The 15,453-nt window shown below is 61.0% G+C and carries 14 protein-coding genes; 7 read left to right on the plus strand and 7 right to left on the minus strand.

Going from position 1 to position 15,453, the window contains the following annotated elements:
• Nucleotides 1-7: 7 nt before the first annotated feature.
• Nucleotides 8-643 carry a TetR/AcrR family transcriptional regulator gene (locus tag FHS09_RS02350; RefSeq protein ID WP_183456323.1) on the minus strand — a complete coding sequence of 212 codons (636 nt, stop codon included), beginning with the start codon at nt 641-643 and terminating at the stop codon, nt 8-10.
• 140 nt (nt 644-783) lie between these two features.
• On the opposite strand from FHS09_RS02350, the gene FHS09_RS02355 reads away from it, so the two are divergent.
• Nucleotides 784-1,902: an efflux RND transporter periplasmic adaptor subunit gene (locus FHS09_RS02355; RefSeq protein WP_183456325.1), complete on the plus strand. Its 1,119-nt coding sequence runs from the start codon at nt 784-786 to the stop codon at nt 1,900-1,902.
• A 141-nt stretch (nt 1,903-2,043) separates the two neighbouring features.
• On the plus strand, nt 2,044-5,169 hold the full coding sequence (locus tag FHS09_RS02360) for an efflux RND transporter permease subunit (RefSeq protein ID WP_183456327.1): 3,126 nt from the start codon (nt 2,044-2,046) through the stop codon (nt 5,167-5,169).
• Between the two features lie 57 nt (nt 5,170-5,226).
• Here FHS09_RS02360 and FHS09_RS02365 read toward each other — a convergent pair whose 3' ends face one another.
• The 6 genes from FHS09_RS02365 to FHS09_RS02390 form a co-directional block, all read right to left on the minus strand.
• Entirely contained in the window at nt 5,227-6,132 is a 906-nt protein-coding gene (locus FHS09_RS02365) for an MBL fold metallo-hydrolase (RefSeq protein ID WP_183456329.1), read from the minus strand.
• Nucleotides 6,132-7,022 carry a glycerophosphodiester phosphodiesterase family protein gene (locus tag FHS09_RS02370; protein ID WP_183456331.1) on the minus strand — a complete coding sequence of 297 codons (891 nt, stop codon included), beginning with the start codon at nt 7,020-7,022 and terminating at the stop codon, nt 6,132-6,134. The genes FHS09_RS02365 and FHS09_RS02370 overlap by 1 nt, the downstream gene beginning before the upstream one ends.
• Nucleotides 7,023-7,080: 58 nt before the next feature.
• Complete coding sequence (locus FHS09_RS02375; RefSeq protein ID WP_183456333.1) at nt 7,081-7,719, minus strand: vWA domain-containing protein; 639 nt, start codon at nt 7,717-7,719, stop codon at nt 7,081-7,083.
• Nucleotides 7,716-9,122, minus strand: a complete 1,407-nt coding sequence (locus FHS09_RS02380) for a hypothetical protein (RefSeq protein WP_183456335.1) — start codon at nt 9,120-9,122, stop codon at nt 7,716-7,718. The genes FHS09_RS02375 and FHS09_RS02380 overlap by 4 nt, the downstream gene beginning before the upstream one ends.
• Nucleotides 9,123-9,712: 590 nt before the next feature.
• On the minus strand, nt 9,713-9,964 hold the full coding sequence (locus FHS09_RS23190) for a group II intron maturase-specific domain-containing protein (protein WP_343057382.1): 252 nt from the start codon (nt 9,962-9,964) through the stop codon (nt 9,713-9,715).
• Nucleotides 9,883-10,791, minus strand: a complete 909-nt coding sequence (locus FHS09_RS02390; protein WP_183456337.1) for a LysR family transcriptional regulator — start codon at nt 10,789-10,791, stop codon at nt 9,883-9,885. Before FHS09_RS02390 ends, FHS09_RS23190 begins: the two co-directional genes overlap by 82 nt.
• Before the next feature lie 271 nt (nt 10,792-11,062).
• Between FHS09_RS02390 and FHS09_RS02395 the strand changes: the two genes are divergently transcribed.
• The 5 genes from FHS09_RS02395 to FHS09_RS02415 are packed head-to-tail and all read left to right on the plus strand — an operon-like array spanning nt 11,063 to nt 15,450.
• Nucleotides 11,063-12,064, plus strand: a complete 1,002-nt coding sequence (locus tag FHS09_RS02395; protein ID WP_183456339.1) for a fumarylacetoacetate hydrolase family protein — start codon at nt 11,063-11,065, stop codon at nt 12,062-12,064.
• 46 nt (nt 12,065-12,110) lie between these two features.
• Nucleotides 12,111-12,911, plus strand: coding sequence for a cyclase family protein (locus tag FHS09_RS02400; protein ID WP_183456341.1), 801 nt, complete (start codon nt 12,111-12,113; stop codon nt 12,909-12,911).
• Between the two features lie 20 nt (nt 12,912-12,931).
• On the plus strand, nt 12,932-14,092 hold the full coding sequence (locus FHS09_RS02405) for an alpha/beta hydrolase family protein (RefSeq protein WP_183456343.1): 1,161 nt from the start codon (nt 12,932-12,934) through the stop codon (nt 14,090-14,092).
• Nucleotides 14,093-14,116: 24 nt separating this feature from the next.
• Nucleotides 14,117-15,049, plus strand: coding sequence for a VOC family protein (locus FHS09_RS02410; RefSeq protein ID WP_183456345.1), 933 nt, complete (start codon nt 14,117-14,119; stop codon nt 15,047-15,049).
• Nucleotides 15,050-15,078: 29 nt separating this feature from the next.
• Complete coding sequence (locus tag FHS09_RS02415) at nt 15,079-15,450, plus strand: Rieske (2Fe-2S) protein (protein ID WP_183456347.1); 372 nt, start codon at nt 15,079-15,081, stop codon at nt 15,448-15,450.
• The last annotated feature ends 3 nt before the right edge of the window (nt 15,451-15,453 follow it).

Genomic DNA, 15,453 nt, shown 5'->3' on the forward strand with positions numbered 1-15,453 from the left:
CCTACATTCAGGCGCTGTAAGCGCGCAAAAAAACTTTCACCACCTTTTCCACGCGCTCGCGGATTTCCGCTTCCGTGGGTGCGTCGCAACAGCCAATCAGCACCCGCATGTGCTGGCATCCCTGCAGCATGCCGAAGAAATACTCCGCCGCCGCCGCCGGATCTTCCACCTGCAGCAGCTCCAGTTCCGTGGCCCGGCGCAAAAGGCGCTCCATTTCCATCTGGGTGCGCTTCGGGCCGGCCTCAAAGAACAACCGCGCCACCTCCCCATCCTGCGATGCCATGCCGCACATCAGGCGAAGCAGGCGGACGGCATCCTCGCTGTCAATCATGGCCAGGAAGGCCGCGCCGATGCGGTTCAGTATCTCCTCTACCGGGCTGTCCTTCTCCAGGGTAAACATCGGAAACGGCAACTGATTGACGCACTTGGATTCAACCGCCGCGGAAAACAGGCTCTCCTTGTCGGAAAAGTGGCTGTAGACGGTGAGTTTGGACACCCCCGCCTCTGCGGCCACCGCATCCATACTGGTGCCGGCAAATCCCAGGGACAGAAACAGCTCCTTGGCTGCATCGAGGATGGCCTGGCGCTTGGCCGGGTCTTTGGGGCGGCCGCGGGATGCGACCGGTGAAGTCTGATCAGTCATAACTCTCCATATACTGGACTCGCGAGTTCAATAAAATTACTATACTGCCCAGTATAGCATTACCGACCAGTGCTAACGCCCGTTTTACCACCGGCACCCTCGGTGCCGTGCATTATCAGCACAAGGAATGGGACTCCTTTATGTACCGACCACTACTGCTCGCAGCACTGCCACTCTGGCTGACACTCGCCGCCTGCTCACCGGCGGAACCAGAAAAAGACGAGGAAAAACCGCGCCCGGCGGTGATGGTTCACCCGAGGGTCGCCGGGGCACTGCATGAGGTGTTCCCCGGCGAGGTTCGCGCCCGCTCCCAACCGGCCCTGGCCTTCCGCATCGGCGGCAAGATCAGTCGGCGCCTGGTGGATGTGGGCGACCGGGTCGAGCGGGGCCAGCCCCTTGCGGAACTCAACGCCGAGGACCTGCGCCTGGAACTGGACAGTGCCCGCGCAAGGCTCACCTCCGCGGAGGCGGAACACCGCCTGGCCAGCGGCGAACTGGAGCGCTACCGCGCCCTGCTGCAGCGCCAGTTGGTCAGCGCCTCGCAGTTCGACACCGTCGAGAGCCGTTTCGATGCCAGTGCCGCCCAGCTCAAGCAGGCCCGCGCGCAACTGGATGTCACCCGCAACCAGGCCGGTTATGCAGTGCTTGAAGCGCCCCAGAGCGGTGTTATCGCCCAGCGTCTGGCGGAGGCGGGACAGGTGGTCGCCGCCGGCCAGGCGGTGTTCGAACTGGCAGTGGACGGCGATCGCGAAGTGCGTATCGACCTGCCGGAGCAGGCTATCGGCCGTTTCAAAGTCGGCCAGGCGCTGGCGGTGGAACTCTGGTCGCGGCCGGGCCAGCTCTTCCCAGCGCATATTCGCGAACTGTCCCCGGCGGCGGACGCCGCCTCGCGCACCTTTGAGGCGCGGGTGGCCTTCGACAACGACAAGGCCGGCGCCGAACTCGGCCAGAGCGCGCGGGTGTTCGTGGATGGCAAATCCTCACGGGGTGCCCTGGCACTGCCCATGTCCGCACTCACCGCCGACGGCGATCAGCCCTACGTATGGGTGCTGGACCCGCAGCAATCGACCCTGCACAAGACACCGGTAACCGTGGGCCCCTACGGCGAGGAGCAGGTGCCCGTACTGGCGGGCCTGCAGCCCGGCGACTGGGTCGTGGCCGCCGGTACCCATCTGCTGCGGGAAGGTCAGCGGGTGCGCCCGGTGGACAGAATGAATCGCCCGATCGATCTCGACAGATCCCTGGCCCAACAGGAATAAAGGTCCCCAGCCCTTGCGGACGAACACTCAGGGCCACATCGCAACCCCCATTCGCCTGCAAGCAGGCTCCTACAGTGAGACATCTCACCCAATGCCCCCGCCGAGTCAGGCCGCCGGGCAATAAAATCGGGAATAATCGCCATGCGTTTTAACCTTTCCGAGTGGGCACTGAAAAACCGCCCGCTGGTGCTCTACGCCATGATCCTGCTCGGCCTGCTGGGCACCATCTCCTACACCCAACTGGGCCAGAGCGAGGACCCGCCGTTCACTTTCAAGGTGATGGTGGTCAACACCCTCTGGCCCGGCGCCGGCGCCGAGGAGGTATCCCGCCAGATTACCGAGCGGGTGGAAAAAAAGCTGATGGAAACCGGCGACTATCAGCGCATCACCTCCTTTTCCCGCCCCGGCCAGTCCCAGGTGCTGTTTGTCGCCCGCGACGATATGCGCTCCAGCGAGATCCCGGACCTCTGGTACCAGGTGCGCAAAAAAGTCGGAGATATCCGCCACACCCTGCCGCCGGATATCCAGGGCCCCTTCTTCAATGACGAGTTCGGCACCACCTTCGGCAACATCTACGCACTCACCGGGCCCGGCTTCGACTACGCACTGAAAAAAGACTATGCGGAACGCCTGCAACTGGCGCTGCAGCGGGTGAAGGATGTGGGCAAGGTGGAACTGCTCGGCCTGCAGGACGAAAAAATCTGGGTGGAAATTTCCAACACCAAGTTGGCCTCCCTGGGGATTCCCCTGTCCTCGGTGCAGAGCGTACTGCAATCGCAGAACAGCGTGGCCGATGCCGGTTTTGTGGATACCGTCAGCGACCGCGTGCGCATACGGGTGAGCGGCCAGTTCCAGTCGGTGGAAGAAATTCGCAATTTTCCCATCAGTGCCGGGGGGCGCACCCAGCGCCTGGGTGATATTGCCAAGGTGCACCGCGGCTTCAGCGATCCACCGCAGCCGCGCATGCGCTTTATGGGCGAAGACGCCATCGGCATCGCGGTATCCATGAAGGCCGGTGGCGACATTCTGGAACTGGGGGAAAATCTCGACGCGGCCTTTGCCGAGTTGCAGCTGGACCTGCCTGTGGGGCTCGAGCTGCGCAAGGTTTCGGACCAGCCGGCGGCGGTAAAGCGCGGCGTGGGCGAATTCCTGCAGGTGCTGGCAGAGGCGCTGGCGATCGTGCTGCTGGTGAGTTTTTTCTCCCTCGGTGCGCGTACCGGGCTGGTGGTGGCACTGTCGATACCCTTGGTGCTGGCGATGACCTTTGCGCTGATGCACTACTTCGGTATCGGCCTGCACAAGATTTCCCTCGGCGCCCTGGTGCTGGCCCTCGGCCTGATGGTGGACGACGCCATCATCGCGGTGGAAATGATGGCAATCAAAATGGAACAGGGCCTGAGTCGTCTCAAGGCCGCCGGCTTCGCCTGGACCAGCACCGCCTTCCCGATGCTCACCGGCACCCTGATCACCGCCGCTGGCTTCCTGCCCATTGCCACGGCGCAGTCTGGCACCGGTGAGTACACCCGCTCGATTTTCCAGGTGGTGACCCTGTCACTGCTGGCTTCCTGGGTCGCCGCGGTGGTTTTTGTACCCTACCTGGGCGACCGCCTGCTCCCCAACCTGACACGACACGGCAGCAGCGGCGAGATCCACGACCCCTATGAAAAACCCTTCTACCGGCGTTTCCGCAGGCTGGTGCTCTGGTGCCTGCGCCACCGCAAGACCGTGATAGCGCTGACGCTAGCGGTTTTCGTCGGCGCCCTGGTCCTGTTCCGCTTCGTGCCGCAACAGTTTTTCCCCTCGTCCAGCCGACTGGAGCTGATGGTGGACCTGAAACTCGCCGAGGGCGCTTCACTGAAAGCCACCGAACACCAGGCCGTGCGCCTGGAGACGCTGCTGGCCCGGAACCCGCTGGTGGTCAACTATGTAGCCTATGTGGGCACCGGCTCGCCGCGCTTTTACCTGCCCCTGGACCAGCAGCTGCCGGCGGCCAGCTTTGCCCAGTTCGTTGTGCAGACGCGCAGCGTGGACGAACGCGAAGAGGTGCGCAGCTGGCTGATCGAAACCCTGCGCGAGGAGTTCCCCACCCTGCGCTCCCGTGTGTCGCGGCTGGAGAACGGCCCTCCAGTGGGTTATCCGGTGCAGTTCCGCGTATCCGGTGAACACATCCCCGAGGTGCGCGAACTGGCCCGCGCGGTGGCGGAGAAGGTCCGCGCAAACCCGGCGGTGTCCAACGTGCACCTGGACTGGGAGGAGCCCAGCAAATCAGTGCACCTGAATATCGACCAGGACCGCGCCCGCACCCTGGGCGTCAACTCCGCCACCCTGTCCCGCGCGCTGCAGAGTTCCCTCAGCGGTATCACCGTGGGCCAGTACCGCGAGTACAACGAGCTGATCGACGTGGAGGTGCGCGGCGACGAGCGCGAACGCCGGGCCCTGGGATTGCTCGGAAACCTGGCGGTGCAGACCGATGGCGGCCGCAGTGTGCCGCTCAACCAGGTGGCCACGCTGGACTACGGTTTTGAGGAGGGCGTTATCTGGCACCGCGACCGGCTGCCGACGGTGACAGTGCGCGCCGACATCTACGGCGAGCAACAGCCAGCCACCGTGGTGAATGAAGTCTGGCCGCGGCTGCGGGATATCCGCGCGCAGTTGCCGCCGGGCTACCTGCTGGAAATCGGCGGCAGTGTGGAGGAATCCGCGCGCGGCCAGGACTCGGTGAACGCCGGCATGCCACTGTTCCTGCTGGTGGTGTTCACGCTGTTGATGCTGCAGTTGCGCAGCTTTTCCCTGTCGACCCTGGTGTTTCTCACCGCGCCCCTGGGCATTATCGGCGTGACCCTGTTCCTGCTGATGTTCCGCCAGCCTTTCGGCTTCGTGGCCATGCTCGGCACCATCGCCCTGGCGGGTATGATCATGCGCAACTCGGTCATTTTAATAGACCAGATACAGCAGGATATAACGCAGGGGCGGACTCCCTGGGACGCCATTGTCGAATCCACGGTGCGCCGTTTCCGGCCCATCGCACTGACGGCACTGACCGCAGTGCTGGCGATGATCCCATTGTCGCGCAGCGATTTCTTCGGCCCCATGGCGGTGGCGATCATGGGTGGGCTGATCGTGGCCACCGCGCTGACGCTGCTGTTTTTGCCGGCGCTCTACGCGGCTTGGTTCCGCGTGCGCGAGGGGGAAATGCCGGAGCCGGCGCCACGGGGGAATTTCGCCGTCGGTTTCGCACAACTGCGCAAGCGTCTGCTTAAGACGTAGGATGCGCACGTTACGCTTTGCCCATCCTACGGGACTGAACTGCCCGCTCCTACAAGGCTATTCCCGGCTCCCTGCCAATGAGTCGTAGACTATTCCGGTCCAGAGGTCCGGCTTCATAAAGCCCTGGCCGTACTGCTGGTCGAAATCCTCGGTTGGCCGCGCGGCTATGACTTCTTCGCGGCTCTTGCCCTGCTGAATCAGCGCCAGGATCTTCCCGCGCAGGGTCACCATGGCATCGCGGTACTTTTGCAGACTGGCCTTGTCTGCCAGCGGGCCGTGGCCGGGGATAATTTTCGTCTGGTCGTCGGCCAGTTTCAGCACCCGCTCCGCACTGGCGACCACACCATCGAAGGAGCCGCCGGAGGAGAGATCAATAAACGGATAAGTGCCGTTGAAAAAGGTATCGCCCATGTGGATGACGTTGGCCTTTTTGAAGTGCACGATGGAATCACCATCGGTATGCGCCGGGTCTACGTGCTGAACAATCACATCGTCGCCGTTCCAGTGGAAGGCGGCGGCGTCGGTGAATGTGATCACCGGCAGCGCCGCATCCGGCGAGGCGGATACCTCGCGGCCGAACGCCTTTATAAATTGTTTGGTGCTCATGCGCTTGCGCACATTTTCGTGGGCGACAATCAGCGCACCCGTCTCGCCCAGTGTCTCATTGCCGCCGGTGTGGTCGCCGTGCCAGTGGGTGTTAATTACAAAACGCAGCGGCTTGTCGGTGAGCCCCACCACCGCTTTCTGGATCTTTTCGGAGAGTGGCGCAAACTGGTCATCCACCATAAAGGCGCCGTCCTTCCCTGCGAACAGAGCGATATTCCCTCCGGCGCCCTGCAGCATATACAGATTGTCAGCCACTTTTTTACTGCTGATCTCCACACCGGAAAAGTCATTCTGGGCCACCACATGGTCGGCCACAAAAAATAGAAATAAACCCAGAGTAGAAAGAATTCTGTTCATTATCGTCCTCCTGAAGTTTCCCGCTCCCGCAATAGGGAGCGCAGTATGTCCGGCCTGTCGGTGACGATGCCATCCACTCCCAGGTCGATGTAGTGTTGCATGTCCGCGATGTCATTCACTGTCCACACCGACAGATGCAGGTTGCATTTGCGCGCAGCGTGTAGAAAGCGCGGCGAAAATACCCGGATTCCGTAATAACGCATGGGCAGCTGCATGGTCTGGTAGCGGAGACTCAGCAGCCGTTCCAGGTGCAATAGTTGCGCGGCATAGAACAGCAGTGCGTCGGCAACGGCGGCTCCTGTGGCGACCTCGGGACACAGGCGGCGGAAATCGCCGATCACCTTCTGGTGAAAGGAGGAAACGATTACCCGGTCCTGCCGCCCGAAACGCCGGATGCTGTCGCACAGTGCCCGCGCCGCCTTCACATCGTTGTTTTTCAGTTCGATAATCACCGGTATTTCCGGCAGCGCGGCGAACACCTCGTCGATGGTGGCGATGCGCAGGGGCTGCCGGCGGTACGGATAGTTTTCGCCGTCGCGGCTCCAGTTGTGGGCCACGTTCAATTCGCGCAGTTCCGCCAGCGTCATGTCCGCGACTGAGCCCCTGCCGTCGGTGGTGCGATCTACGCGGTTGTCGTGCATCAATACCAGATGGCCGTCGGCGGTGAGACTCAGATCCAGCTCCACCGCATCCACTCCCAGCTCGGTCATTTTCTGCAGATGCAGCAAGGTGTTGCCTGGATAGAGGCCGCCGCCGGCTTCATCGCCGTGGGCAATCACCAGGGGGCCGTCTTTGTGGGGCAAGTCGAGCAATGAGGAGGGCGCAGGCCGCGACCTAGCGTAGAGCCAGAGTACCAGCAGAATTACACAGAAAAGCGACAACCAGAACATCGATCACCAGTATTTACAGTTTTCTTGGGGGCGGCCGTTGGCCGCTCCCAAGAAAATTTCAGGGCAGGATTTTTTCCAGCCGCTCCAGGTCGTTGACCACCCGCCAGCTGCCGCCGCTCTGCTCCACCTTGCTCTGCCACTGCTCCAGGCGGCCCAGGTATTCGGTGGGGTCGACGTTGTCGCTGCTCAGCTTGGTGACATTCAGGGCCACCAGGTCGAAGCCGTTCAATTGCAGGGGAATATCCCGGTTGTAACCCTCCTTGATCTCCTCCTTGAGGTCGGAAAAGATCAGAATGGTCTTGCGCCCGGGCTCCTTCTCATTCAGGTATTCCACCGCCTGCAACAGGCCGCCGGTGATATCGGTGTAGGCGGCGGGCTCGGTTTCCGCCACAAACCGGTCGACAGCCTGCTGGAAGGCCCGCTTCTGTTTGTTGGTGACACTGGGGCGGTCGTCAAAGGTGACCTTGGCCTTGATGTTTTTCTCGCTGAAGCTGCCGGTGTTGATACTGGCCACGGCGAAGGTGTCGCCGGGATTCATTCTCGCCAGGGTGAAATTGATCACCTGCCGGGCCTTGTCCAATTCCCGGGTATAGGTACCGGAAGTGTCGATCAGCATGTACACGCCCTGGTTGCGCGCCACCGGCTCGCCGCAGGCGGCGAGCAGCAGGCAGCAGAGGACGCCTGTCAGTCTTTTCATTGTACTTTCTCCGCAGTTGCCGATTGGGCGGACTCCCGCCAGCTGAGGTATTTGCTCTCCAGCCACAGGGGGAAGAAAATCAGGATATCGTAGAGGCGCACCAACATGCCGCCAGCTCGCAGAGAGGCGGTGCCGGCGAGACGCAGTACAACCGACAGCAGGCGCAGCGCAAAGCCGACCAGTACACCGATCACCGTGCGCGCGGAGGCGATAAAGTTTTCCAGGGGAATCGCCACGAAGGTGAGCGCAAAAGGCAGGATAAAGCCCATACCCATCTGCGCCGCGGTGGTGATCCAGTAAACGCCGCTGGTGGCGGCAGCCACTTCCTCGCCCCGGAGCTGGGCGCTCACCGCCAGGTCCTCCTGCATCAGTATCTCGCGCATAAACGCCAGCCCCGCCTCCACGGTGGCGAGGAAGAACAACAGCACGAAGGCCGCCCACATCATGCGCATGCGCAACTTGTCGCTGAGCGCGCCGATCACCGGGAACAGCCGGGTGATACGCAGGCACTCCATGGCGAACAGGCCCATGGTGATCTCCACCAGAATGATCACCAGCGCGGAGATATCGGCCACCTTGAAATTGCCGATATAGCTGGTTCCGCCGACCATTTCGGTCATCGGCCGGGCGATCAGGTGGAAATTGATCAAGGCGCCGCCCACGGCAATGGCCAGCACAAAGGCGGAAATAAAGAACTGGCTGAGGGAGGAGGAGGAGAGCATGCGCTGGGCGCGGTCACTGTCTCGCAGGATTTCCTCATAGTGTTCCATATGGCCGTCGAGCACCTTTGCGCGGCGGTTCACCGAATCGACACTCTTGTTGACCCGCCCCAGGGTGGAGAGGATGGATCGCCAGTGGGGCATCATGCGCCTGAGCAACTGGTGTCGCACCCTGGCGGACTCCCGGTAGGCTTCCAACGCCTTGGACTCCGCCTTGCGCATGGAGTGGTGGATGGTTTCCAGCACATCCCCCACCACCGGGTCCTGCTTGGCGGGAATATCCGCGACCGCCTTGATCGCCTTGGACCAGTTGGTGGGCTCCGGCGGTACTTCGGCGCTGCGCACGTAGTCCTCATCGATGGCGGTAAGCTGTTCGCAGAGTTTGCGGTGCAGGGCCGGATACTGCGCCAGCTCCTTTTTCATGACGCTCTCGATGCGGTCGAACTCGCGCTCGATATGCCGCTCCGCCGCCTCGCGCCCCGCCGCCAGCAATACCTCCCGGTTGCGTTGCTGCAGGCGGTTTTCCGCGCCAGCCACCGCATTGGCCCCCAGGCGCAGAGACTGGTGAAAGAAGCGCGCCAGGGCCAGGATGCCCTGGTGCACCGGCTTGCGCGCCACAAACAACGCCACCAGCGCCAGCACAAACCACAGCCAGAGCGGCAGGCTATCCAGTAATCCGGTCACGATATTGCCCCCTAGAGATCTGATTGGTTTTGTTATCGATGCCCATCCTAACAGCAGTTGGCGAGCGGTACATTCACCCTTCTGTCGGGGATTTGCCAAGCCGAAGAGAAGAGCTTGAGACAAACCGCCCCGAATACACCATAAAAATACAAAAATCAAAGACAAAATTCACAAAATCCAGAAATATTCAAAATTTTACTTCAAGGTTTCGTTCTTCTATAGCAAAGAATCCCACCGCAACGCAGACCAATGCAGCCGAAACACGCTACCTTGATCCCCGGCCAATCAAACAGAAAAACACCAATCCCCGACGCAGATGGAAAACCGCCAGTAACAGCAAAGAAAGACTGCCATATTGGCCGATCACGCTCCGGGTACACTCGCCTAGGCCTCTCCAGGAGATCCGACCGCCAGAGACCGCCGGCTCCAATAGCGGAAAGGCCAAAATTGCCGCTACTTCACTACAGTAACCGAAATCGGGCGTGTGGAGGTTTCCCCCTTGTTGTCGGTAACCGCAAACTCGAATATCAGTTGCGCCTTTTTAAGCTCCTTTAATTTTGGAGCAATAAAAGACATAACCGCCTCACAGCTCAAAGCTGATAGCAGTTGGCGATACCATAGTAGTTAATCCAGCCGCGTATAAACTGGCTGGTTTTGAAAAGCTGGTACTTCATCGAGACACCCCAGTTTCTGTTCGTTAGCTGCCGAATCCGTTGTTTGAACTTCAACAACGTTGTCGGATGCCAACTGAGGTCTTTGGCTAATCCAGATCGTTGGCGGCGGTTTGAATCTTTTCCCGCACCCAGCGGTGCAGGGGATCGCTCTCCAGTGCCCGGTGCCACTGCAGATGTTCGCGCATTGCCGGCAACTTGACCGGTGTGGGCAGTAGGCGGATGGGAAGGTATTGGGCGTAATACCGGGCCAACCGCTCGTGCATGGTGGCGATGCGCTGGGTACCCACCACCAGTTGCGGCAGGGTATTGAAGTCGCTGGTGATGACTTCGATGCGCCGCGTGATGTTATATTGTTTGATAAACCAGTCTTCAATACTCAACTTCCGGCTGCTGCCAAAGCCCACGGTCACGTGGCCCATCTCCATATATTGCTCGAAGGTAATCTGCTCGTCGACCAACGTATTGTCCCGCCAGACCACGCAAACATGGTTTTCGATGAACAGCAGTTCCGAAGGGTGGCCTTCCACGGTAAAGCGTTCTGGAACGATCAGGAAATCCGCTTCGCCGCGCTCCAGCAGGTTCTCGGGCTGGTGGAAGGCGCTGAGTATCTCGAAGGTCAGGTGGGGGGCTTCCCGCTGTATGGTCCGCAACACGCCGCTGAGCAGCACCGTGATGGCGAAATCGGCACTGACGATGCGAAAATGGCGTTTGCTGGTCAACGGGTCGAAAGCTCGCTTGGTAATGATGCTGGAGCGGATTTTCAGCATGACCTCGCGGACCGGTTCCCTCAACTCCTCTGCGTACGGCGTGGGCTGCATTTTTCGGCCTACCTGCACCAGCAGTTCGTCGTCGAAAAAAGTCCGCAAGCGCCGCAAGACACCGCTGGTGGCGGATTGCGTCATATTCAAGCGGTCGGCGGCCCGGGTGATATTGCACTCTTCCAACAGTACATCCAGGGCCACCAGCAGGTTCAGATCGAGGTGTTCAAAGCGCATAGCGGGGCATCTCTCCCAGTGGGCGGAACGGTGACAAGCCGGCCGCCGAATTATCATTTTTGGCGATACCTTCCCTTTACCTATAAATCTGTCAACTAATGGCCTCGCCCATGGCTAATGTATCGCGATTGTAGATACATATCATCGTTATAAGTGATTTTTGAACAGGGTGTTTTCGACGTAGCCTGTTTCGCACTGTCGGAGAGTGCCGGCTGTAACAACATCCGCCGCTTGCCGGCGGCGGCCTGCAAGGCAGGAAAGGTTCCCGATAATGAAACTAGCCACCCTGAAAAACCCGACGCTGGATGGCCGCCTGGTCCTGGTGTCGAACGACCTGACACTGGCCGCGGAGGTGTCTCACCTGGCGCCCACCCTGCAGTACGCCATCGAGCACTGGCCGAGCCTCGAGCCGGCCCTGCGGGAAGTCGATCGGGCGCTCAACCAAGGTTTGATGGATACGGGTTCGCTGGATACTGCGTTGCCCTTTGCTCCCTCGGCGGCGGCAGCGCCCCTGCCGCGCACCTGGCAGTGGCTGGATGGCTCCTGTTTCCTGAGCCACGGTGCGCTGATGCAGCAGGCGTTTCAGCTGCAGCCGATTGAAGGTATGGACCGGATTCCCTTGATCTACCAGGGCGCGGGGGACGATTTTCTGGGTCCCTGTGAAGACATCGTGCTGCCCAGCGAGGAACACGGCATCGACTTCGAAGGTGAGTTCGGCGTGATTGTCGATGAAGTGCCCATGGGCACACCGGCCGATCAAGCCCTCGACCACGTGCGCCTGATCACCCTGCTGAACGATGTCAGCCTTCGCGCTCTGGGGCCCCGCGAGATGAAAACCGGTTTTGGCTTCGTACAGGCCAAGCCGTCGACCAGCTTTGCCGCGGTCGCCGTCACGCCCGATGAGCTGGGCGATGCCTGGCGAGACGGCCGCATTCACCTGCCGCTGAATGTGAGCTGGAACGGGGAGTGGTTTGGCCATCCCCATGGCGGCGCCATGCACTTTGGTTTTCATGAACTGATCGCCCACGCCGCCCTGACCCGCCGCCTGAGCGCCGGCACGGTGATCGGTTCCGGCACGGTTTCCAATCACGACCGCAGTGTCGGCTCAGCCTGTATCTCCGAACGGCGCGCCATCGAGATGATCGAGTTTGGGGAGATTCGCACCGGCTTTATGCGCTTTGGTGATCGTGTACGCATCACGGCCACGCTACCCGACGGGAGCGAGTTATTTGGCGCCATCGATCAACGGGTGGTGGCCCCGTCGGCGGAATAACGCTGGCCGCTAACGACGTGGCTGACAGGACAAAAGAGAACATCTTATGAGTCTGAACAAACGCAAGCTGGTTGATCTCTCGGTAACCCTGGACAACAACCCGCACACCGATCCACCCCCCCTGTTGCCGCAAATTGACTATGTCGATCACCAGCAGGGCTGGCCGGAATTGGCCGCCATGTTTCCGGGCCTGAAGCTGGAGGATCTGCCCGGCGAGGAGGCCTGGGCCGCCGAGCGCCTGCAGATCACCACGCACAGCGGCACCCATATGGATGCCCCCTGGCACTATGCATCCATCACCGATGCATCCACCACCGATGGCGGCAAGCCGGCCTACGGCATCGATGAGCTGCCCTTGGAGTGGTGCCTGCAGCCGGGGGTGAAGCTCGACTTTCGTCACCTGCCCGACGGCCATGTGGTAACCGCCGTGGAAGTGGAAGCTGAACTGGCGCGTATCGATCATGAGCTGCGAGCGCTCGACATCGTTCTGGTCAATACCCGCGCCGGCGCCATCTTCGGGGAGCCCGGTTATTTGAGCGCCGGTGTTGGCATGGGGCGGGAAGCGACTCTGTACCTGCTGGAGCGCGGCGTGCGCGTAGTAGGCACCGATGCCTGGAGTTGGGATGCGCCTTTCGCCTTCACCCGGGAGCGCTTCGCGGAAAGCGGCGACGCCTCGATTATCTGGGAGGGTCACAAGGCCGGTCGCGATATCGGATACGGCCAGATGGAAAAGCTGGCCAACCTGGAAAGCCTGCCGGATCACGGTTTCCTGGTGTCGTGTTTCCCCTACAAGATCAAACACGCCTCCGCCGGTTTTGTGCGCGCGGTTGCGATTATTGAAGGCTAATGACTGATTGAGGAATCCTTATGTTCAAGTACTTCCCGACAAACTATGTCTGGAACCTGTCGGTCGGCCTGGCCATCGAAATGGGCGCCCGCATGGGCGAAATCGAAGCGATGTGCGCTCCGTTGCAGGACGCGGCAAAACAGCCCGATGCCGAAGGTACCCAGGCATTTCGCGACACCTGGTCCAGGATGGCAAACAAACTGTGCGGCCTGGCCGAGGAAGACGAAGCCCGCGGCCGCCAGCTATCCGCGGGTGAGAAATACACCCGCGCCAGCAGCTACCTGCTGACCTGTGAGCGCCTGCAGGCCCACGACGCACCCAATCGGCTGGAACTGTACAAGGAATCCCTGGCGCTGTTCCAGAAAGGCGTGACCCTGTCCGACGAATCCTGTGAGCGGGTGGAAATTCCCTATGAGGGCAAACACCTGTCGGCGCTTTATGTCCCGGCGCAAGGGGTAGAGGGGCCGGCACCGCTGCTGGTGCAGGTGAACGGCCTGGATTCCACCAAGGAGCTGGGATATCACGTCGGCATGCCGAAATGGCTGGCCAAACGCGGGGTGGCCTCCCTGGTCCTGGACCAGCCCGGCACCGGCGAGGCCCTGCGCCTGCAGGGCTTCACCGCCCGCTACGACAGCGAGCACTGGGCCAGCCGCGTGGTGGACTGGCTGGAAAGCCGCGACGATGTGGACAGCAAGCGCATCGGCATGGAAGGCGTGTCGCTGGGTGGCTACTACTGCCCCCGCGCCGTGGCCTTCGAGCCGCGCTTTGCCTGCGGGGTGGTCCTTGGTGCCAATCACGACTGGCGCGATGTGCAAAAGCGCCGCCTGGAGAAAGAGGGCGACTTTCCGGTTCCGCACTACTGGAGCCACGTCTGCTGGGTGTGGGGCGCCCGGGATATCGATGAGTTCATGGAGATTGCCGAGAACGTCCATCTCGACGGGGTGGTCGAGAAGATCAAGGTGCCCTTCCTGGTCACCCACGGTGAGAAAGACAGCCAAATTCCCCTGAAATGGGCGCAGCGCACCTACGACCAATTGATCAACAGCCCGACCCGTGAGCTGAAAATCTTCACCGAGCGCGAAGGTGGGGTGCAGCACGCCGCCTTTGATAACGCCATTAACCCCGGGCACTACATTGCCGACTGGGTCGCCGAAACCCTGGGCGGACGCACGGCCAACTGAATCAGTAAAATAAGAGGAAACAACATGAATATTATTGGACCTGATGCTCTGCTCTTTGGCATCGACGATATCGATGCCGCTACACAATACCTGACCGACTATGGCCTGGAACCGATCGGCAACGGCCGCTTTGAAGCGCTGGACGGTACGGCCGTGATTATCGCACCCAAGGACGATCCTTCGCTGCCGGCGCCGCTGGAAACCGGCAGTATGTTGCGCAAAACCCTCTACGGGGTTGCCGACCAGGCGACTCTGGATGCCATCGCCGATGAATTGGGCAGGGACCGCGAAGTCAAACGACTGCAAGACGGTTCTCTCGAAGCCACGGACGATGTCGGCTTTGTACTGGGCTTCCAGGTGACTGTGCGCAGACCCCTGTCCCTCCCGGCGGAAGCCATTAACGCCCCGGGCGCTCCCCCGCAGCGCCCGGTGAATGAGATCGGTGTTGAGGGCGGCGCGCAACCCCGGCCGCGAACCCTGTCTCACGTGGTGTACTTCGTTCCGGATGCCGCCAGGACTGAAGCGTTTTATGCCGAGCGCCTGGGCTTCGCTACCAGCGATCGTTTTACCGGTGTGGGCTCCTTCATGCGCCCGGTCGGCACCCAGGATCACCACACATTGTTCTTCATCCAGACCCCGCCGCATATGCAGGGTTGCGAGCACTTTACTTTCCATATGGGCGGGCCGACGGAGGTGATGCAGGCCGGTAATCATATGGTCAGCAAGGGTTACCAGAGCTTCTGGGGCCCGGGCCGACACCTGTTTGGCTCCAACTGGTTCTGGTATTTCAAAAGCCCCTTCGGTTGCAACATGGAATACGACGCGGACATGGATCTGCACGACGAACAATGGACTGCCCGCGAAGCGTTCCTCAGCGCCGACACTACGCAGGCCTTCCTGCTGCAGCCCCGCGAGAAGTGGGCGCCCATGGGGCCGCCGCCGAAGGCTGCTGAATAAAACCACTGGGCCTTACCAGGAACCGGGTCATGTCGAAAATGGTAAAACTATGTACGCTGGAAGATCTTCCCGAACGGGGCGCCCGGGGCTTCGATCCCGAACAGTGGGGGCATGACACGGTGTTCGTGGTGCGCCGGGGGCGGTTTGTGTACGCCTATCGCGATCTCTGTCCGCACTATGGCAATACGGCACTGCCCTGGCGCAAGGACGCCTACCTCGACACGAAAGGAGAGGCCATCGTGTGCGCCGCCCATGGCGCCCGATTTGAAATAGCGACAGGCCTGTGTACATCGGGCCCCTGCCTGGGTAAATCGCTTGTCCAGATACCACTGCGGGTCAGCAACGGGGGTGACGTGCTGGCAACGCTTGATACTAATAACAATGGAGCAGAGAGCCCGTGAGCA

It is taken from the genome of Microbulbifer rhizosphaerae (assembly GCF_014191725.1).
Taxonomy (GTDB): domain Bacteria; phylum Pseudomonadota; class Gammaproteobacteria; order Pseudomonadales; family Cellvibrionaceae; genus Microbulbifer; species Microbulbifer rhizosphaerae.

Coding starts and splice junctions, on each gene's coding strand:
- FHS09_RS02410 (WP_183456345.1), top strand. CDS start 14,117: ATGAATATTATTGGACCTGATGCTCTGCTCTTTGGCATCGACGATATC.
- FHS09_RS02395 (WP_183456339.1), top strand. CDS start 11,063: ATGAAACTAGCCACCCTGAAAAACCCGACGCTGGATGGCCGCCTGGTC.
- FHS09_RS02390 (WP_183456337.1), bottom strand. CDS start 10,791: ATGCGCTTTGAACACCTCGATCTGAACCTGCTGGTGGCCCTGGATGTA.
- FHS09_RS02360 (WP_183456327.1), top strand. CDS start 2,044: ATGCGTTTTAACCTTTCCGAGTGGGCACTGAAAAACCGCCCGCTGGTG.
- FHS09_RS02405 (WP_183456343.1), top strand. CDS start 12,932: ATGTTCAAGTACTTCCCGACAAACTATGTCTGGAACCTGTCGGTCGGC.
- FHS09_RS02350 (WP_183456323.1), bottom strand. CDS start 643: ATGACTGATCAGACTTCACCGGTCGCATCCCGCGGCCGCCCCAAAGAC.
- FHS09_RS02365 (WP_183456329.1), bottom strand. CDS start 6,132: ATGAACAGAATTCTTTCTACTCTGGGTTTATTTCTATTTTTTGTGGCC.
- FHS09_RS02370 (WP_183456331.1), bottom strand. CDS start 7,022: ATGTTCTGGTTGTCGCTTTTCTGTGTAATTCTGCTGGTACTCTGGCTC.
- FHS09_RS02400 (WP_183456341.1), top strand. CDS start 12,111: ATGAGTCTGAACAAACGCAAGCTGGTTGATCTCTCGGTAACCCTGGAC.
- FHS09_RS02415 (WP_183456347.1), top strand. CDS start 15,079: ATGTCGAAAATGGTAAAACTATGTACGCTGGAAGATCTTCCCGAACGG.
- FHS09_RS02375 (WP_183456333.1), bottom strand. CDS start 7,719: ATGAAAAGACTGACAGGCGTCCTCTGCTGCCTGCTGCTCGCCGCCTGC.
- FHS09_RS02355 (WP_183456325.1), top strand. CDS start 784: ATGTACCGACCACTACTGCTCGCAGCACTGCCACTCTGGCTGACACTC.